General features: G+C 72.0%; 23 protein-coding genes. 11 read left to right on the top strand and 12 right to left on the bottom strand.

Going from position 1 to position 24,325, the window contains the following annotated elements:
• The first annotated feature begins 313 nt into the window (after positions 1-313).
• Positions 314-1,153 carry a PspA/IM30 family protein gene (locus ACQUQF_RS04280; protein WP_435176058.1) on the top strand — a complete coding sequence of 280 codons (840 nt, stop codon included), beginning with the start codon at positions 314-316 and terminating at the stop codon, positions 1,151-1,153.
• Here the strand turns inward: ACQUQF_RS04280 and ACQUQF_RS04285 are convergent.
• On the bottom strand, positions 1,131-2,648 hold the full coding sequence (locus ACQUQF_RS04285) for a hypothetical protein (RefSeq protein WP_435176060.1): 1,518 nt from the start codon (positions 2,646-2,648) through the stop codon (positions 1,131-1,133). The two genes, ACQUQF_RS04280 and ACQUQF_RS04285, sit on opposite strands and share 23 nt — an antisense overlap.
• A 100-nt stretch (positions 2,649-2,748) precedes the next feature.
• On the opposite strand from ACQUQF_RS04285, the gene ACQUQF_RS04290 reads away from it, so the two are divergent.
• Entirely contained in the window at positions 2,749-3,231 is a 483-nt protein-coding gene (locus ACQUQF_RS04290; RefSeq protein WP_435176062.1) for a desampylase, read from the top strand.
• Between the two features lie 17 nt (positions 3,232-3,248).
• Here ACQUQF_RS04290 and ACQUQF_RS04295 read toward each other — a convergent pair whose 3' ends face one another.
• The 3 genes from ACQUQF_RS04295 to ACQUQF_RS04305 all read right to left on the bottom strand — a co-directional run bounded on the left by ACQUQF_RS04295 (position 3,249) and on the right by ACQUQF_RS04305 (position 5,225).
• Positions 3,249-3,797, bottom strand: a complete 549-nt coding sequence (locus ACQUQF_RS04295; RefSeq protein ID WP_435176064.1) for a GNAT family N-acetyltransferase — start codon at positions 3,795-3,797, stop codon at positions 3,249-3,251.
• 61 nt (positions 3,798-3,858) lie between these two features.
• Complete coding sequence (locus ACQUQF_RS04300; protein ID WP_435176067.1) at positions 3,859-4,182, bottom strand: hypothetical protein; 324 nt, start codon at positions 4,180-4,182, stop codon at positions 3,859-3,861.
• A complete protein-coding gene (locus ACQUQF_RS04305; protein ID WP_435176069.1) occupies positions 4,179-5,225 on the bottom strand; it encodes a zinc-binding dehydrogenase in 1,047 nt (348 codons plus the stop codon). Before ACQUQF_RS04305 ends, ACQUQF_RS04300 begins: the two co-directional genes overlap by 4 nt.
• A 192-nt stretch (positions 5,226-5,417) precedes the next feature.
• Between ACQUQF_RS04305 and ACQUQF_RS04310 the strand changes: the two genes are divergently transcribed.
• On the top strand, positions 5,418-6,065 hold the full coding sequence (locus tag ACQUQF_RS04310; RefSeq protein WP_435176072.1) for a MogA/MoaB family molybdenum cofactor biosynthesis protein: 648 nt from the start codon (positions 5,418-5,420) through the stop codon (positions 6,063-6,065).
• A gap of 25 nt (positions 6,066-6,090) precedes the next feature.
• Here ACQUQF_RS04310 and ACQUQF_RS04315 read toward each other — a convergent pair whose 3' ends face one another.
• Complete coding sequence (locus tag ACQUQF_RS04315) at positions 6,091-6,678, bottom strand: NUDIX hydrolase (RefSeq protein ID WP_435176074.1); 588 nt, start codon at positions 6,676-6,678, stop codon at positions 6,091-6,093.
• Positions 6,679-7,031: 353 nt separating this feature from the next.
• Between ACQUQF_RS04315 and carB the strand changes: the two genes are divergently transcribed.
• Complete coding sequence (gene carB, locus ACQUQF_RS04320) at positions 7,032-10,319, top strand: carbamoyl-phosphate synthase large subunit (protein WP_435176076.1); 3,288 nt, start codon at positions 7,032-7,034, stop codon at positions 10,317-10,319.
• 31 nt (positions 10,320-10,350) lie between these two features.
• On the opposite strand, the gene ACQUQF_RS04325 is transcribed toward carB, so the two are convergent.
• Both ACQUQF_RS04325 and ACQUQF_RS04330 read right to left on the bottom strand, forming a co-directional pair.
• Positions 10,351-10,650 carry a hypothetical protein gene (locus tag ACQUQF_RS04325; protein WP_435176079.1) on the bottom strand — a complete coding sequence of 100 codons (300 nt, stop codon included), beginning with the start codon at positions 10,648-10,650 and terminating at the stop codon, positions 10,351-10,353.
• 89 nt (positions 10,651-10,739) lie between these two features.
• A complete protein-coding gene (locus ACQUQF_RS04330; protein WP_435176082.1) occupies positions 10,740-11,096 on the bottom strand; it encodes a DUF5802 family protein in 357 nt (118 codons plus the stop codon).
• 210 nt (positions 11,097-11,306) lie between these two features.
• Between ACQUQF_RS04330 and ACQUQF_RS04335 the strand changes: the two genes are divergently transcribed.
• The 3 genes from ACQUQF_RS04335 to ACQUQF_RS04345 all read left to right on the top strand — a co-directional run bounded on the left by ACQUQF_RS04335 (position 11,307) and on the right by ACQUQF_RS04345 (position 14,044).
• The gene (locus ACQUQF_RS04335) at positions 11,307-11,954 is read left to right on the top strand and encodes a DUF1405 domain-containing protein (RefSeq protein ID WP_435176084.1); all 648 of its coding nucleotides are present in this window, start codon (positions 11,307-11,309) and stop codon (positions 11,952-11,954) included.
• Positions 11,955-12,069: 115 nt separating this feature from the next.
• Positions 12,070-13,146 carry a hypothetical protein gene (locus ACQUQF_RS04340; protein WP_435176086.1) on the top strand — a complete coding sequence of 359 codons (1,077 nt, stop codon included), beginning with the start codon at positions 12,070-12,072 and terminating at the stop codon, positions 13,144-13,146.
• A 79-nt stretch (positions 13,147-13,225) separates the two neighbouring features.
• Positions 13,226-14,044, top strand: coding sequence for a metalloregulator ArsR/SmtB family transcription factor (locus tag ACQUQF_RS04345; protein WP_435176088.1), 819 nt, complete (start codon positions 13,226-13,228; stop codon positions 14,042-14,044).
• 6 nt (positions 14,045-14,050) lie between these two features.
• Here ACQUQF_RS04345 and ACQUQF_RS04350 read toward each other — a convergent pair whose 3' ends face one another.
• Positions 14,051-14,554: a hypothetical protein gene (locus ACQUQF_RS04350; RefSeq protein ID WP_435176091.1), complete on the bottom strand. Its 504-nt coding sequence runs from the start codon at positions 14,552-14,554 to the stop codon at positions 14,051-14,053.
• 441 nt (positions 14,555-14,995) lie between these two features.
• Here ACQUQF_RS04350 and gatD point away from each other — a divergent pair, with 441 nt between their 5' ends.
• On the top strand, positions 14,996-16,243 hold the full coding sequence (gene gatD, locus ACQUQF_RS04355; RefSeq protein WP_435176094.1) for a Glu-tRNA(Gln) amidotransferase subunit GatD: 1,248 nt from the start codon (positions 14,996-14,998) through the stop codon (positions 16,241-16,243).
• Positions 16,244-16,248: 5 nt separating this feature from the next.
• Positions 16,249-17,184 (top strand): GNAT family N-acetyltransferase, encoded by a 936-nt coding sequence (locus ACQUQF_RS04360; RefSeq protein ID WP_435176097.1) that lies wholly within the window; start codon positions 16,249-16,251, stop codon positions 17,182-17,184.
• Between the two features lie 40 nt (positions 17,185-17,224).
• Here the strand turns inward: ACQUQF_RS04360 and ACQUQF_RS04365 are convergent, their stop codons facing one another.
• From ACQUQF_RS04365 to ACQUQF_RS04380, 4 genes are all read right to left on the bottom strand, one after another.
• Positions 17,225-18,400, bottom strand: a complete 1,176-nt coding sequence (locus ACQUQF_RS04365) for a hypothetical protein (RefSeq protein WP_435176099.1) — start codon at positions 18,398-18,400, stop codon at positions 17,225-17,227.
• Between the two features lie 113 nt (positions 18,401-18,513).
• Positions 18,514-18,789 (bottom strand): ubiquitin-like small modifier protein 1, encoded by a 276-nt coding sequence (locus ACQUQF_RS04370; protein ID WP_435176102.1) that lies wholly within the window; start codon positions 18,787-18,789, stop codon positions 18,514-18,516.
• A gap of 167 nt (positions 18,790-18,956) precedes the next feature.
• Entirely contained in the window at positions 18,957-20,249 is a 1,293-nt protein-coding gene (locus tag ACQUQF_RS04375) for a cation:proton antiporter regulatory subunit (protein ID WP_435176104.1), read from the bottom strand.
• Positions 20,246-21,601: a potassium channel family protein gene (locus tag ACQUQF_RS04380; RefSeq protein ID WP_435176107.1), complete on the bottom strand. Its 1,356-nt coding sequence runs from the start codon at positions 21,599-21,601 to the stop codon at positions 20,246-20,248. Before ACQUQF_RS04380 ends, ACQUQF_RS04375 begins: the two co-directional genes overlap by 4 nt.
• A 77-nt stretch (positions 21,602-21,678) precedes the next feature.
• On the opposite strand from ACQUQF_RS04380, the gene ACQUQF_RS04385 reads away from it, so the two are divergent.
• Positions 21,679-22,848, top strand: a complete 1,170-nt coding sequence (locus tag ACQUQF_RS04385; RefSeq protein ID WP_435176110.1) for an NAD-binding protein — start codon at positions 21,679-21,681, stop codon at positions 22,846-22,848.
• A gap of 89 nt (positions 22,849-22,937) precedes the next feature.
• Positions 22,938-24,308, top strand: a complete 1,371-nt coding sequence (locus tag ACQUQF_RS04390; RefSeq protein ID WP_435176113.1) for a TIGR00341 family protein — start codon at positions 22,938-22,940, stop codon at positions 24,306-24,308.
• Positions 24,309-24,325 lie beyond the last annotated feature (17 nt).

Genomic DNA, 24,325 nt, shown 5'->3' on the forward strand with positions numbered 1-24,325 from the left:
ACACGATGCCGCAATACGAACGCCGAACGCTCAGAAAGCCCCCGCTCGCTCGCGGTCGCTCGCCGACATATCCGACGGACGTCGTTGCGTCGGATAGGGGTCGCCGAGACGACCAGGTAAACGCGAGCGAGCGGCCCCTTTCAGTCCACCCAAACCCCCGTTGTGTCACCGAGCGTCCGCGGATGGTTCGCGTCACCGAGCGCGCCCGGATTCGGCGCCGGCCGACCGCCCGCCGAGCCCCGATGTCGAACGCCCGTCTGACGACTGTTGGAGAGGTGAGGATTTTAAGGGTCAGGTCACGAAAGAGGGTGATATGGGAGTGCTTTCACGCATGTCGTACGTCGTCCGGTCGAAGATAAACGCGATCCTCAACCGGGCCGAGGACCCGTCGGAGACGCTCGACTACTCCTACGAGCAGATGCGCGACGAGCTCCAGGAGGTCAAGCAGGGCATCGCGGACCTGACCACCCAGAAGAAGCGCCTCGAGATGCAGAAGCGCCGGCTCGAGGAGAACATCGAGAAGCACAACCAGCAGGCCCGCGAGGCGGTCAACCAGGACCGCGAGGACCTCGCCCGGCGCGCGCTGGAGAAGAAGAAGCAGAAGATGAACCAGATCGAGGACCTCGAGGGCCAGATCGCCAGCCTCCAGGAGACCCAGGACAACCTCGTCGAGAAGAAGGACGAGCTCCAGAACCGCATCGAGGAGTTCCGGACCAAGAAGGAGAGCATGAAGGCCCGCTACGAGGCCGCCGAGGCCCAGAGCCGCGTGTCGGAGGCGATGACCGGCGCCGGCGAGGAGATGGAGGACGTCGGCCGGGCCATCGAGCGCGCCGAGGAGCGCACCGAGGACATGGAGGCCCGCGCCGAGGCGATGGACGAGCTCCAGGAGTCGGGCGTCTTCGAGGACGCGCTCTCGGACAAGGACAGCCTCGACCGCGAGCTCGAGGAGGTCCGGACCTCCGGCGAGGTCGACGCCGAGCTCGAGACGCTGAAGGCCGAGATGGGCAAGGGCTCGACCGAGACCGACGAGGCGGACGCCGAGGCCGACCTGGAGGACCTGGAGACCGAGTCCGAGACCGAGTCCGAGAGCGAGCCCGTCGACGAGGACGTCGAGGCCGAGCTCGAGGAGCTCAAGGACGAGGAGGACAGCTGAGCGTCGCGGTCGCGTTCGCTCCGCCGCCCGGGCGGACTTCACCGTCCGAATCGACCTCGTCGGCCGAACCAGCTTCCGACGCCGCGCCCTGCGCGACCGCCTCCGCGAGTCGCTCGACCGTGTCGGCCCGCTCGGCCGCCGTGATGCGGACCGTCGCCCCGTCGCGCTCTATCGCGTAGTGCATCCCCGGCGCCTGGTCGCTCGCCGGGACGGAGAGGGTCTCGACGCCGTTCTCACCGGTCCCGTCCGCGTCGTACTCACCGGTCCCGTCCGCGTCGTACTCACCGGTCCCGTCCGCGCCGTTCGCCGCCAGCATCGCCCGCCAGGCGGCGGCGAACTCCCGGGCCTCGCTCGGCGACGCCCAGACCGTCTCCCAGTGGGTCGCCGGCCCCGCCGCGCCCGGGCCGGCGTAGTAGGACATCCGGTCGGCGGCCCACCCGTCGGCGGCCGCCGCGGCGCGCCCGAACGACAGCCCGTTCAGCCGGAGCGCGTGGCGGACGACCAGTTCGCCCACGGTGTCGGTGTGGGTCCGCGGGAACTCGGCGGACTCGGGGAGTTCCGGAACCGGGGGCGTCGGCGCCGACGCGACCCGCTCGCCGGGGTGGAGGAGTTCGGCGGTCGAGCCCGGCGGGTCCCGGATCGCGCCCGTGCGCTCGGCCGGCGCGCCGCCGGTCCGCTCGTAGTACGCGTAGCCGTAGTAGTAGGGCGTGCCGGCGACGCTGTGGGTCCAGGCCGCCCGGGTCAGCGTCCGGTTGTACTCGGCGACCGAGTAGTCGCCCCGGCCGTACCGCCGGAGGTACTGCTCGGTGACCCACATGGCGTCGCCCTCGACCAGCGCGGTGGTGACCAGCCTGGCGTCGGTCGTCCAGCGCGGGAACTCCGACCGCAGCCCCGCCCGCGAGGGCGACAGCAGCCCGTGCTGGAACTGGAGCGCGTGGACGAACTCGTGGGCCAGCACCGCCTGCTGGGAGACGTCGTGCGCCGCGAGCGCGGAGTCGTTCAGCAGGTAGATGTGGACGGCGGCCTGGCGCTCGACCGTGTAGCCGAGCGGCGTCCGGCGCTCGGTCGAGGCGTTCGAGTACAGCTGGAGGGCCTTGGCCCCGGCCGGCCGGATCGCCCCGAACGAGTCGCGGGCGTCGTACGTCTCGTCGGCCGGCGGCTCGTACTCGTGGAGCGTGATGCCCTGGCGCGCCGAGAGGCCCCGGAGGCGCTCGACCCGGTCGAGCACCGCCGCGGGGTCGTAGTCGGGGTCGAACCCCTCGGTCTCGATCTCGACCGCGCCGTCGCTCGACTGGTCGGCGGTCCCGGTCGCCGTTTCCGCGGCGGTCGTCTCGCCCGGCGTCCCGGCCTCTCGGATCGTCTCGGTCACCGTGGGCCGACCGTCCGCCCCCGTCGGGTCGCCCGCCGCCGGGGCCGCGCCCGCGAGCGCGAGCACGACCGCCAGCACGAGGGCGAGCCGCGCGCCGCCTGCCGTTGCCCCGCGTCCCCCTGCCATGGCCCCACGCACGCCCCGGAGCGCCAAAAGGCCCGCGGGTGGTCCCGCCGCGGGCCAGCACTTATCCCGTCGCCCCGCGAAGGGGACGGCCAGAACGCCCGTGCCGACAGACACCCCTGATTCCCCGACCGTCGTCGTGCCCGAGTCGGTCCGCAACGACGTCGTGGCCCACGCCCGCGAAGGGTCACCCCGGGAGGTCTGCGGCGTCCTCGCGGGGGTCCGAGAGGGAGGAGACGGCACACCGGTCCACCGCGTCGAGCGCCGCTACCCGGCCGAGAACGCCGCCGACCGACCCCGGACGCGCTACGAGATCGACCCCCGCGAGCAGCTCGAGCTGATGGAGGAGATCGAGGACGCGGGCCGGGAGGTGGTCGGCTTCTACCACTCGCACCCGCGGGGGCCGCCGGGACCGAGCGCCACCGACGCCGCGCAGGCGACGTGGCCCGGTCGGTCGTACCTCGTCGTCTCGCTCGGCGGCGGGGGTGGAGAAGGAGGCGGCGAACCTTCGATCGGGTCGTGGCGCTGGACCGGCGCGGAGTTCGTCGCGGAGCAGTTGCGGTTCCCGGCCGACGGGCCGGGGTGACGGGCCACCGAACGACCTCAGTCGTGCCACTCCTCGCGGAGCAGGCCGTACACGATGGAATCGACGTGCTCGCCGTCGACGAACCGGCGCTTGCGCAGGCGACCCTCTTCCTCGAACCCCAGCGACTCCAGCAGGCCGCGCGAGGCGTCGTTGAACGCGTAGGCGCCCGCCTCGACGGCGGGGGCGTCGTACGTCCGGAACACGTAGTCGAGAACGAGCGCGACCGCCTCCCTGCCGTACCCCTCGCCGTGGACCTCCGGGACGAGCCAGTAGACGAGTTCGGGGCGCTTCCAGTCGACGTCCTGCACGGCGACGAACCCGATGCGCTCGACCGCGTCGTCGGCCGGGGTACCCGGTCCCGCGTCATCGCCGTCGAGGCAGACGAGGAACTGGTCCTCGCCGTCGTCGAGGACGACCTCTTCGACCTGCTCGCGGTTCAGCAGCCGCGAGCCCAGCGGGTAGCGGAGTTCGGCGTTGGCGCTGCCGCGCTGGAGGAACTCGACGTCCTCGGCCTCGGCGGTCCGGAGGGCGACTCGGTCGCCGCGGGCGATGCGTGCGCCGGGCATGAGTGAGAGCAGCACCAGGTCCGGTAAATGCTTTCCGTGGCTGCGGGACCCGCTCGCAGGGTCAGTCGCTGCGCTGGGCCGACCAGACCGCTGTCGCGCCGAGCAGGATCGCCGGGATCATCGGCAGGACGAGGTAGGCGAACCGGTAGGGCCGGACCGGCGGGAGGTAGAGGATGGTCGCCGGGATCACCAGGAAGCAGACGACGATGACGCCGACCAGCACCCAGCCGCGCCAGTCCCACTCCTCGCGGCCGCGCTCGACCGGCGCGGCGGGGTCGAACTCCTCGGCGGGGTCGACGTCGTCCTCGTCGGGGCCGCTTCCCCGACCGGCCGGGCTCCCGTCGCCGACCTCGCCCGGCCGGTGGGTGTAGGTGTCCTCGGTCATCCGTCGTACCTGCTGTCGGGCACGACGACGACCTTGCCGAAGCCCTCGCGTTCTTCGAGCAGCTCGTGGGCGCGGGCCGTCTCGCTCATCGGGAAGACCTCCCGGATGCGGGGCTCGAAGGTGCCGTCCCACACCAGTTCGAGCACGTCGTCGACCTCGCCGGGGTCGGCCATGGTCGAGCCGATGACGGAGAGCTGGTTCCAGAAGATGCGGTTGAGCCCGGCGCCGGGGTTCGGGCCGGTGGTCGCGCCGCAGGTGACGACCCGGCCGCCCTTCGCGAGGCTCTTGAGCGAGTCGGGGTAGGTCGCCTCGCCGACGTGGTCGACCACCACGTCGACGCCGCGCTTGTCCGTGAGGTCGCGGACGGCGTCGGCGAAGTCCTCGTCCTCGTAGTTGATGGTGTGGTCGGCGCCGATTTCGGCGGCGTACTCCAGCTTCTCGTCCGAGGAGGCGGTCGCGAACACCTCCGCGCCGGCGTAGTCGGCGATCTGGACCGCGGCGTGGCCCACGCCGCCGGAGGCGCCGAGCACCAGCACCGACTCGCCCGCGGTGAGGTCGCCGCGGTTGAGCAGCATCCGCCACGCGGTCTGGAACACGAGCGGCGCGGCGGCCGCCGTCTCCCACTCGACGCCGGAGGGGACCTCGACGAGGTTGTCCTCGGGCACCGCGGCGCGCTCGCTGTGGACGCCCCGGACGTGCTCGCCGATGATGTGGTAGTTGACGCACATCGAGTACTCGCCGTGGCGGCAGTACTCGCACTTCCCGCAGTAGACGCCCGCGGAGACCGCGACCCGGTCGCCCGGCTCGAACCGCGTGACGTCCTCGCCGACTTCGAGGACGACGCCCGCGGCGTCGCTGCCGGGGATGTGGGGCATGTCGAGGTCGATGCCCGGGAGCCCTCGCCGGGTCCAGACGTCGAGGTGGTTGAGCGCGCCCGCCTTCACGTCGACCAGCACCTCGTCGCGGTCCGGCGTCGGGTCCTGGAAGTCGCCGTACTCGATGACGCTCCGGTCCCCGTGCTCGCTGAACTGGACGGCTTTCATACTTGCCACGTGGTCCTCGCCCGGTAAAACTGTACCTCAAGCGACCGTGTTCGAAGAAGGACCGGTGTCGCGGTCGGCGGTCGGCGCCGACCGGCAGACGGCGGCGATGAGCCGCCGTCACACGGGTTGATCCGATGACAGAACCGCCGGGCGTGGCCTTGATTTAAGGTCCCGTCTGTCAAATACTCACGCATGGTCGATTTCCAATCGCGCGACACGCGCCGCGACGGCGACGACGGGGACGAGGAGTCGGAGCCGACGGCGGCGGCCGACGACGGCGCCGGATCGCCGGACAGCGACGCCGCCGACGGTCACGACCACGGGCAGGCTGACGACGCCCACGACCACCACGCCCACGACGTCGAGTCGCTCGGCGCGGCGGTCGTGACGGTCTCGTCCTCGCGGAGCCTCTCGGACGACCCCTCGGGCGACGCCGTGGTCGCGGGCCTGGAGGACGCGGGCCACAGGGTGGTGAGCCGCGACCTCATCGCCGACAGCTACGACGGCGTCCAGAGCTCCATCGACGGGCTGGTCTCCCGCGACGACGTGGACGTCGTGGTCACGACGGGCGGCACCGGCGTGACCCCCGACGACGTGACCATCGAGGCGATCCAACAGCTGTTCGACAAGGAGCTGCCCGGGTTCGGCGAGCTGTTCCGGCTGCTCTCCCACGACGAGATCGGCACCAGAGTCGTCGGCACCCGCGCGACCGCCGGCGTGGTCGACGGCGTGGTCGTCTTCTGCCTGCCGGGCAGCGAGAGCGCCGCGCGGCTCGGCGTCGAGGAGATCATCGTCGAGGAGGCCGGCCACCTCGCCGGGCTCGCCTCGCGCGGAGAGTAGCGAGAGGACTCGGAGTCGCGCAGTTCTACTCGAAGTCCCGGCGCATCGCGATCTCGAACCACGGGCAGAGCCGGAGCTGGCGGTACCACTCGGGGTGCTCGTGGAGCCGCTCGTAGGGCACCCACATCAGGCCCGCGACCTCCTCCTCGTTGGGGTCGACGCTGGTGTCGTCGAGGGTCAGCTTCAGGACGGCGCAGACCTCGTGCTCGACGCCCGCGTTCTCGAAGTAGCGCTTGTACTCGAACCGGTCGGTGACCCGGAGGTCGTCGTACTGGTCGGGCGTGACGCCCAGCTCCTCGTCGAGGCGCTGGCGGGTCGCCTCCTCCTGACTCTGGCCCTCGACCGGGTGGGAGGCGACGGTGCCGTCCCACCACGTGCCCCACAGGCGCTTGCCCGGGGCGCGCTGGGCCAGCAGGATGTTGCCCTCGCCGTCGAACACCAGCGACGTGAACGCCCGGTGGCGGATGCCGTCGCCGGTGTGGGCGTCGAGGCGGTTGACGATCTCCTGCTCCTCGTCGTCGGCGTCGACGGCGACGACGTGCTGGCGGGCGTTCTTGTGGCGGTCCTCTCCGGCGGGACTGGCCGCGTCGGCGGCCGTGTCGTCGGCGCTCATTGGCCTGTGCTTGTCGGTGATTGGTAAAACCGTCTTCGATAGTTCGCGGCGACGGAGACGAGCGGGACGGGACGGAAGTGGTTCTACTCCCTCGAACTCCGTCAGGTGGACTCGGACTCGAAAGCCCCGCCCGGTCGCGGGCGGCCCCGTTCGTCCACCGAACTGTCGGCTGCGTCACCGAGCGTCGTCCGGTGGTTCGCGCCACCGAGTGCACGTACACTGCCGTAGCCGAACTAGCACGGGCCGAACCGCGACTTCGCGAACCTCCGGAATACGAATTTCGAAATCACGTTCCGGAACTCGTAATCTATCGCCGGATTTATTACGATGAGCGAACTCCCTCCTACCAACAGATGACCGAGGAGACCACGGCCGGCGACGGACGCACAATCCTGCTCATCGGTAGCGGACCGATCCAGATCGGACAGGCCGCCGAGTTCGACTACTCGGGCGCGCAGGCCTGCCGGGCGCTGCAGGAGGAGGGCGCGCGAGTCGTGCTGGTCAACTCCAACCCGGCGACCATCATGACCGACCCGGAGATGGCCGACGAGGTGTACATCGAGCCCATCACCACCGAGGCCATCGCCGAGATCATCCGGAAGGAGAACCCCGACGGCGTCATCGCGGGCCTGGGCGGCCAGACCGGGCTGAACGTCACCGCCGAGCTCTCCGAGGAGGGCGTGCTCGAGGAGTACGACGTCGACATCATGGGCACGCCGCTGGACACCATCTACGCCACCGAGGACCGCGACCTGTTCCGCCAGCGGATGCGCGACCTGGGCCAGCCGGTCGCGCAGTCGACCACCATCACGCTGGACGACGACGAGGAGCTCTCGGGCATCACCGAGGACGACCTCCGGGACCGCGTCGAGGCCGCGGTCGAGGAGGTCGGCGGGCTGCCGGTCATCGCCCGCACCACCTACACACTCGGCGGGTCGGGGTCGGGCGTGGTCGAGGAGATGGACGAGCTCGTCGAGCGCGTCCGGAAGGGCCTGCGGCTCTCGCGCAACGGCGAGGTGCTCATCACCGAGTCCATCGCCGGCTGGGTCGAGCTCGAGTACGAGGTGATGCGGGACGCCGGCGACTCCTGTATCATCATCTGCAACATGGAGAACATCGACCCGATGGGCATCCACACCGGCGAGTCGACGGTCGTGACGCCCAGCCAGGTCATCCCCGACGACGGCCACCAGGAGATGCGCGACGCCGCGCTCGAAGTGATCCGGGACCTGGGCATCCAAGGCGGCTGTAACATCCAGTTCGCGTGGCGCGACGACGGCACCCCCGGCGGCGAGTACCGCGTCGTCGAGGTCAACCCCCGCGTCTCGCGCTCGTCGGCACTGGCGTCGAAGGCGACCGGCTACCCCATCGCCCGGGTGACCGCCAAGGTCGCGCTCGGCAAGCGCCTCCACGAGATCGAGAACGAGATCACCGGCCAGACCACCGCCGCCTTCGAGCCGGCCATCGACTACGTGGTCACGAAGGTGCCGCGCTGGCCCAAGGACAAGTTCCCGGACGTCGACTTCGAGCTGGGCACCGCGATGAAGTCGACGGGGGAGGCGATGGCCATCGGCCGGACGTTCGAGGAGAGCCTGCTGAAGGCGCTGCGCTCCTCGGAGTACGACCCCGCCGTCGACTGGGCGGAGGTCGACGACGACACCCTCGAGACCGACTACCTCGAGGCGCCGACGCCCGACCGCCCGTACGCCATGTTCGAGGCGTTCGACCGCGGCTACACCGTCGAGGAGGTCGTGGAGCTGACGGGCATCTACGAGTGGTACGTCGAGCGCTACAAGAACGTCGCCGACGCCGCGGTCGCGGCACAGGACGGCGAGTTCGGCGAGGCCGCCGAGATCGGCTTCACCGACCACGAGATCACCGCGATCGCCGGCGGCGAGTTCGACGACACCCACTCCTCGTGGATTCCGGCCGACACCGACGCGGCGAGCGGAGAGGACGAGAAGCTCGCCGACGGCGCGGGCGTCACGGTCGACGACGTCGAGGCGGGCTCGCCCGACCGCGACTTCAAGCAGGTCGACACCTGCGCCGGCGAGTTCGCGGCCTCGACGCCGTACTACTACTCCTCGCGCCAGCCCGGCGCGGGACTCGGCCGCGACGAGGTCCAGGTCGACCGCGACGTCGAGAGCGTGGTCGTGGTCGGCGGCGGCCCCATCCGCATCGGGCAGGGCGTCGAGTTCGACTACTGCTCGGTCCACGCGGTCCGCGCGCTGCGCGAGCAGGGCATCGACGCCCACGTCGTCAACAACAACCCCGAGACCGTCTCGACCGACTACGACACCTCCGACGGGCTGTTCTTCGAGCCCATCACCGCCGAGGAGGTCGCCGACGTGGTCGAGGCGACCAACGCCGACGGCGTGATGGTCCAGTTCGGCGGCCAGACCTCGGTCGACATCGGCGACCCCCTCGAGGCCGAGCTCGACCGCCGGGGCCTCGACTGCGACGTCCTCGGGACGTCGGTCGAGGCGATGGACCTCGCGGAGGACCGCGACCGGTTCAACCGCCTGATGGACGACCTCGGCATCGCCCAGCCCGAGGGCGGCTCCGCGACCAGCGAGGCGGAGGCGCTCGACCTCGCCCACGACATCGGCTACCCGGTGCTCGTCCGGCCCTCCTACGTGCTCGGCGGCCGCGCGATGGACGTCGTGCACGACGACGAGGAGCTCAAGGAGTACATCGAGGAGGCGGTCCGGGTCAGTCCCGACAAGCCGATCCTCGTCGACGAGTTCCTCGCCGACGCGGTGGAGCTCGACGTCGACGCCGTGGCGGACGGCGAGGACGTGCTCGTCGGCGGCATCATGGAGCACGTCGAGACCGCCGGCGTCCACTCGGGCGACTCGGCCTGCATGATCCCGCCGCGGGCGCTCGACGACGACACCCTCGCGCGGGTCCGGGAGGTCGTCGAGGACATCGCGGCCGCGCTCGACACCGTCGGGCTGCTGAACGTCCAGCTCGCCGTGCAGGACGGCGAGGTGTACGTGCTGGAGGCCAACCCCCGCTCCTCGCGGACGGTCCCGTTCGTCTCGAAGGCCACCGGCGTCCCCATCGCGAAGCTGGCGGCGAAGGTGATGGCCGGCGAGTCGCTGGCCGACCTCGACGTCGACGAGCAGGTGCCCGAGCAGGTCAGCGTCAAGGAGGTCGTGCTCCCGTTCGACCGCCTGCCGGGCAGCGACCCCCGGCTCGGCCCGGAGATGAAGTCGACCGGCGAGGTCATGGGCACCGCCGACACGTTCGGCAAGGCCTACGACAAGGCCCAGGACTCGACCGGCAAGCCCGTCCCGTCGGGCGGCACCGCGCTGGTCGACCTCACCGACGACTTCGGGGAGTACTTCAGCACCGAGGAGTTCGGCACGTACTTCGAGGTCGTCACGCCCGACGAGTTCGGCGACGACGAGGCGGAGTGGACCGAGCGCGCGAAGCGGGCGGTGCTCGACGGCGACATCGACCTCATCGTCTCGCGGAACCGCGACCTGCTGGAGACCGCGGTCGAGGAGGAGATTACCTACTTCTCGACCGAGGCCAGCGCCGCGGCCGCGCTGGAGGCGCTCGACGCCCGGGACGAACCCATCGACGTCCAGCCGGTCGGCGACCGCCCCAAGACGGTTCGCGAGTGGGGCAAGTAACGGCGCGGAACTGAGAGCTTCGACCGTTTTCTCACACCGCTACCGCGGTGCCGCCGCCCAGTAGGGCCACGACGGCGACGCCGCCGACCAGCAGGGCGACGAGCGCGTACCACGGCTCCCGGCGGATCGTCGTCCGGGCCTTCGACAGTCTGCCGGCGACTCCGAGGCCCAGCGCCGCGGCGACGAACGCCGCGGTGAGCCAGGTCGCCAGTTCGGTCCGACCGATGACGTGGCCGTAGCCCGCCAGGACGCCGACGACGGCGCCCAGAACGAGCGCGTGGATCTCCGTGTACGTGAGAGGGTTGTCCGAGCCGAGAACCGGTTTCGCCATGGTCGCCACTACGCACCACGGCTGTTAAATTTGTTTTCCACGGGGAGAAATTATTGCAGGTCCGGAGCCACGGGGCAGGTGCTGCGGGGTCAGGTGCCGACGCCCGGGGTCGCCTCCTGGTACCGGAGCAGCTGGCCGGCCCGGTCGGCCTTCGCCAGCAGCACCTCCTTGAGCGTCGGCGGGTTCCGGATGCGGGTGTCGTCGAGGAGCGCCTCGGGGAGCGCGAGCGTCCCCTCCGGGACGCTCTCGTCGCCGTGGACCGCGACGTGGCGCTGGTCTACCTTCATCACGAGCGGGTTGTCGAGTCGCTCGAGGCCCTCACCGGTGGCGTACAGCTGCTCGTTGATGCGCCGGTGGTCGTCGCGGCGCATGACCGCGTGTTCCCCGTCGGACGGTTCGACGTAGAGCCGCCCGAGGTAGTAGCCGCTCGAAAACTCCTCGAACATGGGTCGTGTTGTCGTATAACACTGGCCAGCAATAAACCTTACGTAAACCTTTATATAGTAGGGCAACCCCACTACTTAATGAGTTTCGACTTGTGTCTGTCGGCGCGCGGGGTCCGGTCCGGAGACGCCCCGACCCGGCGCTCCGCCGACCGGCCGGGACGCCGTCGCGTTCCGGGAAGACCTTTGTCGCTGGCGGCCCCGGTCACCCCCATGGCGACGCTGGAGCGGTACGCGCGGCGGTACCTCGAGGACGGGCCGAACCTCGCGTGGCTGGTGGCCGTGAACGCGCTGGCGATCCTGATCGGGGTCGAGTTCTACGTCGGGACGCTGCCCGAGGTGCCGATCTACCTCTGGCCGCTCTACGCCGACTCGCCCGCCGCGCTGTTCCTGGTGACGCTGTCGCTGGTCACGCTGCTGCCGAACCTGGGCCGGCCGCTCGCCGAGGCGCCCCGGAACCGCTACCTGGCGTACCTCCACACGTTCGCGTTCGCGTGGCTGGTCAAGTACGGCGTCTGGACGTTCGTCGCGCTCAACCTCGGCTTCGGGGCGTACTTCGGGCCGCCGTGGAACGCCGACGCGTTCTGGTCGTACTGGTTCATCGTGGTCACCCACCTCGCGTTCGTGGCCGAGGCCGGCCTGCTGCCGTACGTCGGCGCGACCACCCGCGGGGCGCTGGCGACCGCGCTCGGGGCCCTGCTGGTCAACGACGCGGTCGACTACCTGCTGGGCTACCACCCGCCGCTCCGGTACGACCCGGGGCTGGCGCTGCCCGCCGCGACCGTCGCGCTCTCGGTGGTGGCGGTCGCGGCGGCCGCGAGCGCGTTCGACCGGCTCCCGGCCGACGGCGGAAGCCCGTAGGACGCTTCTAATCCGATTTTAAACTCTAAAAACCGACGTGCGGCTGCGATCAGGACACGTGAACGGAACGAACGAATCTCGGCCTTTTTAAGCCGGGGAGGTTTAGGGAGTACCGATGAGCCTCTACCGAGCCCTCCTGCTGGCGCTGTTCGTCGTCGGCGGCGCGGTGACCGCCGGCGTCGCAGCGGGCGCGACGGTTCACGACGCGGAGCGCGTCGCGGGCGCCCTCGCCGACCGGGACGCCGAGCCCACCGGCGGCGCGACCGCTGCGACCGCCGCGAACGCCGATGGCACGGACGTCCAGTCCGCCGTCCAGAACTCGGGGAACAACTCCACCGGCGGCTCGGCGCTGGGCGCGGACATCTCGGCGTTCATGCAGTCGAGCGCCGCGGAGGTCGACGGCGCGGTCGAGACTGGCATGTGGAGCGCGGCGTTCAACGCCACCGAGAACCGCTCGGAGCGCGTCCGGCTCGTCGAGCGCCGGACCGAGGAGCTCCGCTCGACGCTGGTCGAGCTCCGGGAGCGGAAGGCCGAACTCGTCGCCGAGCGCGCGGCCGGCAACGTGAGCGGGGCCGCGTACAAGGCCAAGCTGAGCGGCCTGATCGGCCGGATAAACGCGCTCGAGTCGGCCGTCAACACCACCTCGGCCCGCGCCGAGTCGGTCGGCGCCGACGTCGAGGCGCTCGGCAGGCTCCGGGCGGCCACCGCGAACCTGACCGGTCCCCAGCTCGCCTCGGTCGCGCGCAACGTGACCGGCGTCGCCACCACCCCGGTCGCGCCCGGGAACGGCCGACCGGGTCGGCCCGGCGGCGAGCAGCGCGGCGCCAACGGGACCGACACCGGGAACGGGCTCGGCGTCGGCAACGGGACCGACGGCGACACCGGGGCGGTCGGCGCCGGAACCGGCGCGGGCAACGCCACCGGAGCGAACGGCGGCGGTGCCGGGAACGCCGGCGGCGACGGCGCGAACGCCGGGAACGGCAACTCGACCGCCGGCGGGAACGGCAACCCCGACGCGCCGACCGGCGGCGACGGCGACGCGAACGCCAGCAGCGGGGCGGCCGGCGGCTCGCTCGGCGTCGCGGTCGGCAGCGTCGAGAGCCCGGCCACCGTCCCGGTCGAGGGTCCGATCGCGACGGGGCTCGCGACTGCGCTCGACGTCTCCGCCGTCGAGTCGGTCGGTCTGCGGTAAGGCGCGCCGGCCGGCGACGACGCCGGGACGCGACCGAGAGACACGCTTTTGGGCGCGCGATTCCTACCCCCGGTAGCGAATGGACTCCGCCGAGCTACTCGACATCCTCGGGAACGAGAACCGGAGGCGCATCCTCCGGCTGCTCGCCCGGCGACCCTGTTACGTCACCGAGATCAGCGAGTACCTCGGCGTCAGCCCGAAGGCCGTCATCGACCACCTCCGGAAGCTCGAGGACGCCGGCCTGGTCGAGAGCCGGACCGACGACCAGCGCCGGAAGTACTTCTCCATCTCGCGCAACCTCCGGCTGGAGGTCAGCGTCTCGCCCTACGAGTTCGGGATGAAGAGCGCCTACCCCGCGAGCGCGAACCTCGACGCCAGCCGGTGGCGGTACGTCTCGCTCAACGTCCAGCTCGACGCCGCCGAGACCGACGAGGGCGCGGACGAGTCGGACGCGGACGCCGAAACCGAGTCGGCGGAGCCCGAGAGCCAACCGGACGACGCCGCCGAGCCGGTCGACGAGTCCGAACGCGAGCGCACCGCGGACGCCGGTGCCGAGAGCGACACCGGCGACGCCGGGGCGGTCGCGACGGCCACCGACCTCGCGTCGGAGCTCGACCAGCTCAAGCAGCTCCAGCGCGAGCTGTCGCTGGCCCAGCGGTGGGTCCACGGCCGCATCGCCGACGTGCAGGACCGCCTCGGCGACGCGGTCGACGGCGACGGGGAGGCCCGGCTCCGGGCCGACGCGCTGGCGGCGGTCGCGGGCGGCGCGACCACCGTCGAGGAGGTGAGCCGGGCGGTCGAGGCGCCCGAGCACGTCGTCGAGGCGTCGCTGGCCGAGCTCGCCGACCGGGGGTTCGTCGACCGGACCGACGACGGGGAGTGGACGCTCGCGGAGTGACCGACGCTAGATGTCTGCGGTCAGGCCCTTCCGGAGGTCGCCGCCGAAGTACGCGCCGAGCGCGCCCGCCAGCAGCCCGGTCCCCGCGCCGAACGCCGCGATGGGGACGCCCAGCCCGCCGGCGGCCGCGAGCGCGAGGTGGCCGAGCAGCGCGGTCACGCCGGCCGCGACCGCGCCCGCCGCGGCCGACTCGAGGACGGTCGAGCGCTCGACCGCGAGGCCGAGGACGAACGCGCCGGCGAACACGCCGACGAGCCCGGTGAGGTTCTCGAGGAACGGGATCGGGACGAACGCGGTGCCGGCGACCATGCCGGCGCCCGCCAGCAGCAGGGCGTAGAGGAACGCGCGGGGCGAGAAGATGCTGGCGGCGCGGTGCCGGAGGCGCCCGGCGAACGACGTGGAGGACGACGCGGAGGACTGGGGCTCGGCGTCCGCGGAGTCGTCACCGAGGACGTCGGTGAGGTCGTCCGCGACCGAGTCGCGGGTGCGCTGGTCTGAGCGCTGGGGCATGGGTGAGTGTGTGTCTGCCGACGTAATGGGTCTTTCCGTGGGGGACCTGTCTCGCTGCGTGTTCAGTCGACCTGTGTCGATTGGTAAATCGGTCCGAGTACTGCATCCCGACGCTCGCTCTACGAGGCAGGCGCAATAGTGGTCGTGACGACCGCCTCGAAAGCCCCCGCGCTCCGGACGAACCCCGGCGAAGTAAGCACTGCAGGGAGCGAACGAAGTGAGCAACTGAAGCGCGCAACGAGCCGCGGGAGTCCGGAGCGCGGCCCCTTTCAGTCCCGCCCCGTCGGTCGGTCCGCCGGGCGCTTCCCGGTTGTTTGTCTCACCGAGCGCGTCCGGCGGCTATCGCCTGACTTCGTCCTCGATTCTCCTGTCGCGTCGCCCCACACCACACGTTCCGCCCGAAAAGATGGTTTCAAGTCCGGCGCGCCGGTACCCCGTGGTATGAATCCCGGCGACCGCGTCCGCGTCGAGCGGGCCGACCAGACCTACGAGGGCGTACTGCTCCCCTCCACGACGGGCGAGAACCTCGTCGTCAAGCTGGAGGGCGGCTACAACGTCGGCATCGACCGCGACGACGCCGACGTCGACGTGCTCGAGACCGACGTCTACGACATCGACGCCGGCGAGACCGACGAGGAGTCGGCGGTGGAGTTCGACCCCGACCTCCCCACGATCTCGCTCATCTCGACCGGCGGCACCATCGCCTCGACGGTCGACTACCGGACCGGCGCCGTGACCGCCCAGTTCGACGCCGAGGACGTGCTCCGGGCGGTGCCGGACCTCGCGGGCCGGGCCAACTACCGGGGCCGCGTGGTGGCCAACATCCTCAGCGAGAACATGACCCCCGACGTGTGGCAGGAGCTCGCCCGGGCGGTCTACGAGGAGATCGAGGAGGGCGCCGACGGCGTGGTCGTGATGCACGGCACCGACACGATGCAGTTCACCGCGAGCGCCCTCTCGTTCATGCTCGAGACCCCCGTCCCGGTCGTGTTCACCGGGAGCCAGCGGTCGGCCGACCGGCCCTCCTCCGACAACGTGATGAACGCGGTCTGCGCGGTCGAGGCCGCCAAGGCCGACGCCGCCGAGGTGCTGGTCTGCATGCACGCCACCGAGAGCGACGACGTCTGCGCGCTCCACCGCGGGACCCGCGTCCGGAAGAACCACACCTCCCGTCGCGACGCCTTCGAGACCGTGGGTCGCAAGCCGCTCGGCGAGGCCGCGTACGGCGGCGGCGACGTCGAGATCAGCTTCCGGCGCGACCACGCCGAGCGCGGCGAGAGCGACCTCGACCTCTCGCCCGACCTCGACCCCGACGTGGAGCTGCTCAAGTTCACGCCCGGGACGGACGCGTCGGTGCTCGACCTGGCCGCCGGCGAGGACGGGCTCGTGCTGGAGGGCACCGGCCTGGGCCACGTCCACACCGACTGGATCCCCCGCATCGAGGAGCTGGTCGACGACGGGACGACCGTGGTCATGACCAGCCAGTGCATCTGGGGCCGGGTCTGCGACCGGGTGTACGACACCGGCCGGGACCTGCTCGACGCCGGCGTGGTGGAGGCCGGCGACACGCTGCCCGGCACCGCCAAGGTGAAGCTGATGTGGGCGCTGGAGAACAGCGCCGACCCCGCCGAGACGATGCGCGAGCCGCTCGCCGGCGAACTGACCGAGCGCTCGGTGCCCTGGGAGTGAGTCGCGTGAGCGGCACGCACGTCAGCGTCGACGTCAGAGCGGCGCGTCACGACGACTACGACGACATCGAGTCGTTCACCAGCAACACCTGGCCCGAGCGCGACGGCGGCGACTACATCCCGGACGTCTACCACGACTGGATCGAGGGCGACCGCCGGCGGACCGCGGTCGCCGAGGTCGGCGGCGAGGTGGCCGGCCTGGCCCAGGCCGTCATGCTCTCGGACTGGGAGGCGTGGTGCCAGGGGATGCGCGTGAACCCCGAGTTCCGGGGCCGGGGCGTCAGCGTCGCGGTCACCGAGGACCTGTTCGACTGGGCCCGCGAGCGAGGGGCGACCGTCGCCCGGAACATGGTGTTCTCGTGGAACGTCGCCGGCCTCGGCCAGTCGCGGGCCATGGGCTTCGAGCCCGCGACCGAGTTCCGGTGGGCCCACCCGGAGCCCCGCGCCGACGCCGGGCGGGGCGCGACCGCCGGGAGCGACGCCGAGATAACGGCGGACCCGGACGCTGCGTGGCGGTTCTGGACCGACAGCGACGCCCGGGACCGACTCGGCGGCCTCGCGCTCGACCCCGAGGAGACGTGGGCGGTCTCCCAGCTCACCCGCGAGCACCTCCGGGACGCGGCCGACGACGGCGGCCTGTTCGTCGTCCAGGACGGCGGGACCCGCGGGTTCGCCCACCGCGTCCGGGAGTACGAGCGTCCGGCCGATGACAGCGCCGACGGGACCGAACGATGGGTCGAGTACGGGGTCGGCGCGTGGGCCGACGCCAAGAGCGCACAGGTTGTCCTCGACGCGGTCGCCCGCGACGCCGCCGACCGCGGGGCCGACCGGACCCGGGTCCTGATCCCCGAGTCGGTCCGGCACGTCAGCGACGTCGCGTTCTGCCGGGTCGACGTCTCGGACGAGCCCGACTTCGTGCTCGGCGCCGACCTGACGCGGTAGGTCGCGCCGCCCGCGGTCGTCGGCCGAGGTCGCCGGGGCCCTAATCGTCGTCCGCGGCCGGCTTCTCGTCGGTCGGCTGGCCTCCGCCCTCGCCGTCGTCGGACGACGGTACCCTGTGGCCGATCACCTGGATGTCGTCGTCGTTCCAGTCGAACTCGTCGAGTTCGTCGCTCTGTCGCAGGACGAACGGCCCGGACGCCAGCGTCTGGAGGGTGACCGTCATCGCTCTGAGGACGTACGACGTGAGGACGACGTACGGCGCGAGCGCGATGGTGTACGAGAACGTGGTGAACAGCGCGAGCGGGCGGATCCGGAACGGGCTGAACAGCAGCCAGATCTCCGGGAAGAGGCTCGTGTCGAGGACGAGCATCACGTACGAGATGTACACGATGGTCGGCAGCGAGACGTACAGGAGCCGGGCCGATAGCCTGGAGAACTCCCGCTTGTAGTACAGCGACTTGAAGTACTCCCGGCCGGTCGCGAACACCTTCAGGGTCTCGACGAGGTTGTCGATGGTCTCCTGCTGGTCGTCGCTCAGGCAGTGGCCGTACTTGCGCTTGAACCGGCGGGCGACGTGGATCTGCCACGAGTAGTCGTAGTCGAGCCCGGCGAGCAGGACCTTGAACGAGCCGAACTTCGCCCCCGAGAGCGTGTCGCCGGCGCGTTCGGCCTCCTTGGTCACCTCCTCGGAGAACGTCTTCGCCTCCTCCGCGAACTCCTCGCTGTCGCCCTCGTGGGCGATCCGTTGGATGTCGTTGGCCTGCTTGTCGATGACCTTGAGGATGGTCCGGAGGAACTCCGCGGGGCGGGCCGGGCTCACGTCGGACTCGATGAACTCCTCGATCTGGCCGCGGTACCGGATGGAGGCGTCGATGCGCTCGCGCTGGCTCTCGATGTCGGTTATCTCCTCGGACAGCACGATGGAGTTGATCGAGACCACGATGGAGACCAGCAGGATGGAGCCGCTCAGCAGCGCGCTGAACAGCGTCTGGACCGTGTTGGTGTTCTGGAGGAGCTGCTGGAGGTCCAGGGGCCGGACGATGGAGGTGAGCAACAGCACGCCGAACACGCTGGCCAGCAGCGCCGCCGCGACCCACATCCGCCTGCCGCGGAGGAGGATCCACAGCCGCACTCGCGTGAACGGCGAACTCGGCGGCTCGCGATCCCCCGGTATCAGCGAGTCCAGCGACCGGCGCTCGGTGTCCCCGTCCCCCATTCTCAGAGGGTGTAACGTCGCCCGACGTTAAGCGCTTCCGGCTGGCTCGGGGCGCGACCGCTATCGCCGCGGCGGCGCCTCCGAACGGACGGTCGCTCGACGAACCCGGGCGCTCACCCGCCGCTGACCGGCGGGAACAGCGCGAGCTCGTCGCCGTCGTCGAGTTCGGTGTCGAGGCCGTCCTCGGCGTGGACGTTCGTCCCGTTCCGTAGCACGTTGATGTGGTCGCGCAGGTCGCCGTCCTCGTCGTAGATGCGGTCCTCCAGGCCGGGGTGATCGGCGACCAGCGCCGCGAGCGCGGCGCCGACCGTGTCGCCGGGGGCGGCGTCGACCTCGACCCGCTTCCCGCCGGCGATCTCGGCGAGGTCCGCGAACAGCTTCCACTCCATGTCCGGTGGTTGGTGGTCGTCGGCCTTTGTTCCATCGCTCGCAGAAAAACGCGACGTCCTCGTTCGACCGACATGCGACGTCCTCGACCGACCGACACGTGACGCCCTCGTTCGACCGACACGTGACGCCCTCGTTCGACCGATGCGAGGGCGGCGGTGCGCTCGCCTCAGTCCCGCCGGAAGGTCGGCGTCTCGTCGCCGGACGGCGTCTCGGTCGCCCCGACGGCCGAGGCCGCGCCGCCCGACGTCCCGCCGTCGCCGACCGCCCCGTCCCCCGCGGCCGCGGCCTCGACCTTCCGGAGCAGGTCGGGCCGGGCGACCACGTAGAGGGTGTCGCCGGCCCTGAGCGGGCGGTCGGCGGGCGGGATGGTCTCGACGCCGTCGGCGTCCCGGACCGCGACCACCGTCGCGTCGACGCTCCCGACCGGCGCGCCGACCAGCGGGCTGTCGGCCGAGAGCTCGACCGCGCCGACCGTCTCGTCGGCCGCCCGGAGCCGCGCGGAGAACTCCCGGTCGGCCCGGGGCTGGGTCGGCAGCGTCACCAGCCGGTACTCCGCCTCCGGGTCGAGCCGGGCGGCGTCGGCGGCGTCGAGCGCCAGCGTCGCCACGTCGCCGACCGTCGCCCGGAGCTCGGCCGTGGCGACCCGCTCGGGCTCCGCGCCCTCCGAGTCGGCGGGTTCCGGGTCGTCACCCGCGGACTCGTCGCTACCGGCCGCCGCACCGCCGTCGGTCGACGAGGGGTCGCGCCACACCTGCACCACGTCGCCCGCGCCGGCGCCGAACGGCGGGTCCGCCCGGACCGCGACCGCGACCGTCCCCGGCGCGAGCGTCGGGCCGATGCCGGCCGCGCGCCCGCCGGCCGCGAGGTACTCGACCGTCCCGTCGTCGGCGAGTTCGACGTCGACGTGGGCCGCGCCGTAGTCGTCGCGGAGCCGCGCGACAAGTCGCTCGCGCAGTTCCTCGACCGTCAGCCCGCGCGGGAACCGGAGCGTCTCGCCCGCGAGCGCATCGGCGGCCCCGGCGTCGAGCGGCTCGTACCCCTCCATCTCCTCGATCTCGTCCGGGAGCTCGACCGCGACGAACCGGCCGACCGCGCCGACGAACCGGCTCACGTCGGCGTCGACGCCGACCGCGCCCGCGAGGAGGCGGGCGCCCGACCGGGCGCCGACCGAGGCCGCGCCCGCGCCGAGGACGAACGCCGCGACGGTGACCGCAACGGTGCCGGTCGACGGGACGACCTGCCCGGCGCTGAGGAACTGCCGGAGCGCCGTGGTGGTGTTGAGCCACGCGCCGACGACCCCGAGGCCGACCAGCACGGCCAGCCCCTCCGGCATCTCCTCGCGGGCGTACGACCGGTAGACCAGGCTCGCCAGGGTGGCCGCGCCGCCGGCGAGCAGCGTGAGGCCGACCACGCGCACGACCGCCACCGCCGGGCGTTCGAGCGCCGCGAGGAGGTTCATCGGTCCGCCTCCCGGTCGTCGGTCTCCGGAGCGGCTCGCCGGTCGGACGCCGTCGCGGCTGGGTCGGCGTCCTCGGCCGCGTCGTCCCCGCCGGCCGACCGCCCGACCGCCTCCTCGAACCGGTCGAGCGCCGCGCGCGACCCCACGACGTAGAGCAGGTCGCCGGCCGCGAGGTCGGTCGCGCCGCGCGGTGCGACCGTCCACGACCCGTCGCGCCGGACCGCCAGCACCGCGACGCCGTACGCCTCGCGGGGCGCGGCCGCCCCGAGGCTCGCGCCGTCGAGCGGGCTCCCCGCGGGGAGTTCGATCCGGCGGACCCGCTTGCCGTCCCGCCGGAGCAGGGAGAGCAGCTCGAACTCCCGGCGGGTGCCCCTGGCGCGGACCCGGACCGCGGCCGACGCCGCCCGGAGCAGGGTCGCGGCGTCGCGGCGCGCCACCGCGACCGTCGCCCGGCCGTCCCCGCCGGTCGCGCCGGTCGCGGTCGAGGGCCGCCGCACCGGTGGCTCGGGGTCGGTCGCCGCGCCCTCGCCAGTTGCGTCCGCGTCGGCGGGCGCGGTCGGCGTCGCCGCGGGCGACTCGCCGGCCGGCCCCGACCGGGCGCTCAGGACGGTCCCCTCGACCTCGCCGGCGGGCGTCGCGACCGTCACCTCGTCGGCGCGGGCCAGCCCGGTCGGCACCAGCGCGTCGACCGAGACCGCCCGCCGGCCCTGGGGAACGCGCCGGGAGAGCGCGCCGGCCGGCGGGGCCGCGCTCACGGTCGCCCGGCCCTTCGGGTCGATGCTCGCGGTCACCTCCTCGAGGTCGTGCTCGGTCCGGAGCCGCTCCTCCAGCCGGCGCTCGAGCTCCGACAGCGGGAGGTCGGCCGGGAACGTCCACTCGCCCTCCCGGATCGTCGCCCGGAGCTCCGGCGAGAGCGACGGGTAGCCCTCGACGTCGCCGACCTCGCCGGTCACCCGGACCCGGACCCGGCCGAACCGGCCCACGCGCTCGACGGCGTCGGCCGACAGCCCGCGCTCGCGGAGCCCCCGGAACGTGAACCGGCGGGGGAGCTCGGCGCCCATCCGGTCGCCCTGGGCGTGGGCGTAGAGGGTCGCCATCATCACGACCAGCGCCGACACCAGCGCGGTGGGCGAGGTGACGAACTGGGGGTCGAGCAGGCCGAGCAGCCCGCCCTGGATGCCGGCGAGCGCGACGCCGAACACCAGGACACCGAAGCCGGGGATCGTGACGCCGGTGAAGTACTTGAACGTGAACCCGAGCGACCACGCGACCAGCGCGGGCACGACGGCGGTCAGCACCCCGAGGTAGAGGCCGAGCAGCAGATCGACGACGAGGTCGGGACCGAGAGGCATGCGTTACGTTCCGGACAGACAGACCACCCCCAAAGAACTACCGACCTTTTTTAATCGGGACCGAGAGAACCACCGGTATGGAGGCGGGAACTCGTCGCGGCTGGGTCGGCGTCCGGCTCGCCGTGACGCTGACGTTCGCGGTGGCGGTCCTCTCGATAGCCACCGGCGTCTCCAGCATCGGGTTCACCGCGGCGTCGACCCGGAACCTCTTCGGCGGCGGGATCCCCCAGTGGGCCCAGGAGACCGCCGGGTTCACCGGGACGCTGACCGGCTTCCTGATGCTGGCCAGCGCGCTCGGCATGCGCCGCGGTCTGCGGGTGGCGTGGTACTCGACCGCGCTGCTGCTCCCGCTGACCGCGGTCCAGGGGCTGGTCCAGTCGAGCCCGTACTCGCTGCCGCTCGTGGTGGTGTCGCTCGCGTCGCTGCCGGTGGTCGCGCTGGCGCGCCACCGGTTCGACCGCGAGCTCGACCTGTCGACGACCCAGCTCGCGGCGCTGGCCGCGCTCGCTGGCGTGCAGGTGTACGGCACCACGGGCACGTACGCCCTCGCCGACCACTTCCAGAACGTCGAGACGCCGCTGGACGCCTTCTACTACACGCTGGTCACCGCCAGCACCGTGGGGTACGGCGACCTCACGCCGACGACCCAGACCGGCCGGCTGTTCGGCATGACGGTCGTGGTCCTCGGCACCGCGAGCTTCGCCATCGCGCTGGCCTCGCTGCTGGGGCCCGCCATCGAGGCCCGCCTCGCCACTGCACTCGGAAGAATGACAGAATCACAGCTCGAACTCCTCGAAGACCACGTCATCGTCCTCGGCTACGGCGACCTGACCGAACCCATCCTGGCCGAACTCGACGGCCAGACCGAGTTCGTGGTCGTCACGCCGGAACCGCAGCGCGCGACCGAACTCGGCGACAGGGGGTTCAAGGTCCTCAGGGCCGACCCGAGCGACCAGGAGCCGCTGCGCCGGGTCGGCATCGACGAGGCCCGCGCCGTCGTCGCCGCCACCAACAACGACGCCGAGGACGCGCTGGCGGTGCTGACCGCCCGGCAGTTGAACCCCGACATCCGCATCGTGGCGGCCGCCACCGACCGCGAGAACGTCGACAAGCTCCGGCGCGCCGGGGCCGACTCGGTCATCAGCCCGACGACCATCGGCGGCCACCTGCTGGTGCGGTCGGCGCTCGGCAGCGACGGGATGGAGGGCGTCGCCGACCGGCTCTCCGGCGAGTCGGCGAAGCGGTGAGTCCGTCGAGGCCGCCGCTCGGCGAGGTCGAGCGGCGGTCCCGCGCCGCGTTCCCCAAGGTTATTTGAGCCGGCGCGGGACTCCCGGACATGCGGCTCCTCCAGATCGCCGTGCCGGTCGGCAAGCGCGACGGCGTCGAGCGAGTGCTGTCGGACAAGGAGGTCGACTACTTCCTCACCGACGAGACCTCGGGGCGCGACTACGCGGCGCTCGTGTTCGTCCCGGCGGGGCCCGAGGACGTGGAGGCCCTGGTGGACGAGCTTCGAGCGATAGGCATCGAGCGGGAGGGGTACGTGACCGTCGGCAGGCTCGAGACGGTCCTGTCCGACCGGTTCGAGCGCCAGCAGCACGACGGACCCACCGCCGAGAGCACCGTCGAGGAGACCGAGGGTCGGATCGCACGAGAGGAACTCCGCGCTCGGGCCGCGGCGGTCGCGCCGATAACGCCGAACTACGTCGTCTTCACTGTCGTGAGCACGATCATCGCCACGGCCGGGCTGCTGATGAACAGCGCCGCGGTGGTCGTCGGCTCCATGGTGATCGCCCCGCTCATCGGCCCGCCCATAGCCGCGAGCGTCGGGAGCATCCTCGACGACGACGCCCTCTTCCGCACGAGCGTGAAGGCGCAGTTCCTCGGCCTGCTCGTCGCGGTCGCGAGCGCCGCCGCGTTCGCCGGCCTCATCCGGGCGACGGTGATGCCCCACGCCGACCTGCTCCTCGTCGAGCAGGTCGCCGAACGCATCAATCCTGGCGCGCTCGCCCTCGTGGTCGCGCTCGGCGCCGGCGTGGCGGGTGCGATGTCGCTCACGTCCACGACGAGCGTCGCGCTGGTCGGGGTCGCCATCGCCGTCGCCCTCATCCCGCCGGCGGCGACCGTCGGTCTCGGGATCGCCTACGGCGACCCGACCGCCGCCGTGAGCGCCGGGGTCCTCGTCCTCATCAACGTCCTGTCGATCAACGTCGCGAGCCTCGGGACGCTCTGGGTCCAGGGCTACCGGCCGGAACACTGGTTCGCCGAGCGGGCCGCCCGGCGAGCGGTCGTCCGGCGCGCGGCCCTGCTCCTCGCGGCCGTCCTCGTGCTCTCGTCGGCGCTCGTCGTCACGACCATCAACGTCGCGGAGAACGCGGAGTTCGAACGGACGGTCTCCGAGGTAGCGTCCGAGACGGACGCCCGCGTCCTCTCGACCGACGTGTCGTATCGGACGGAGCTCTTCCTCCGCCACCCCACCGCGGTGACGATCCGGACCGTGGGCGGTCCGACGGGCACGGCGGCCGCCCTCCGGGAGCGGGTCCGGACCCGGACGCGGCAGGACGTGACGGTCGTCGTGATCCGGGAGAGCGGGGAGGTCTCGACGGCGCGACCGACCCGCCCGTCGTCGTCGGCCGAACGCGGGGGCGTCTCGCCGGCGTTGGCGACTCCCGGTCCCGACAACCGCGCCAGGGTTTCGGCGGTCGCGTAGCGCAGCGCGGCGCCGAC

Origin of the sequence: Halorussus sp. AFM4 (assembly GCF_051194995.1) — an archaeon.
Taxonomy (GTDB): Archaea; Halobacteriota; Halobacteria; order Halobacteriales; family Haladaptataceae; genus Halorussus.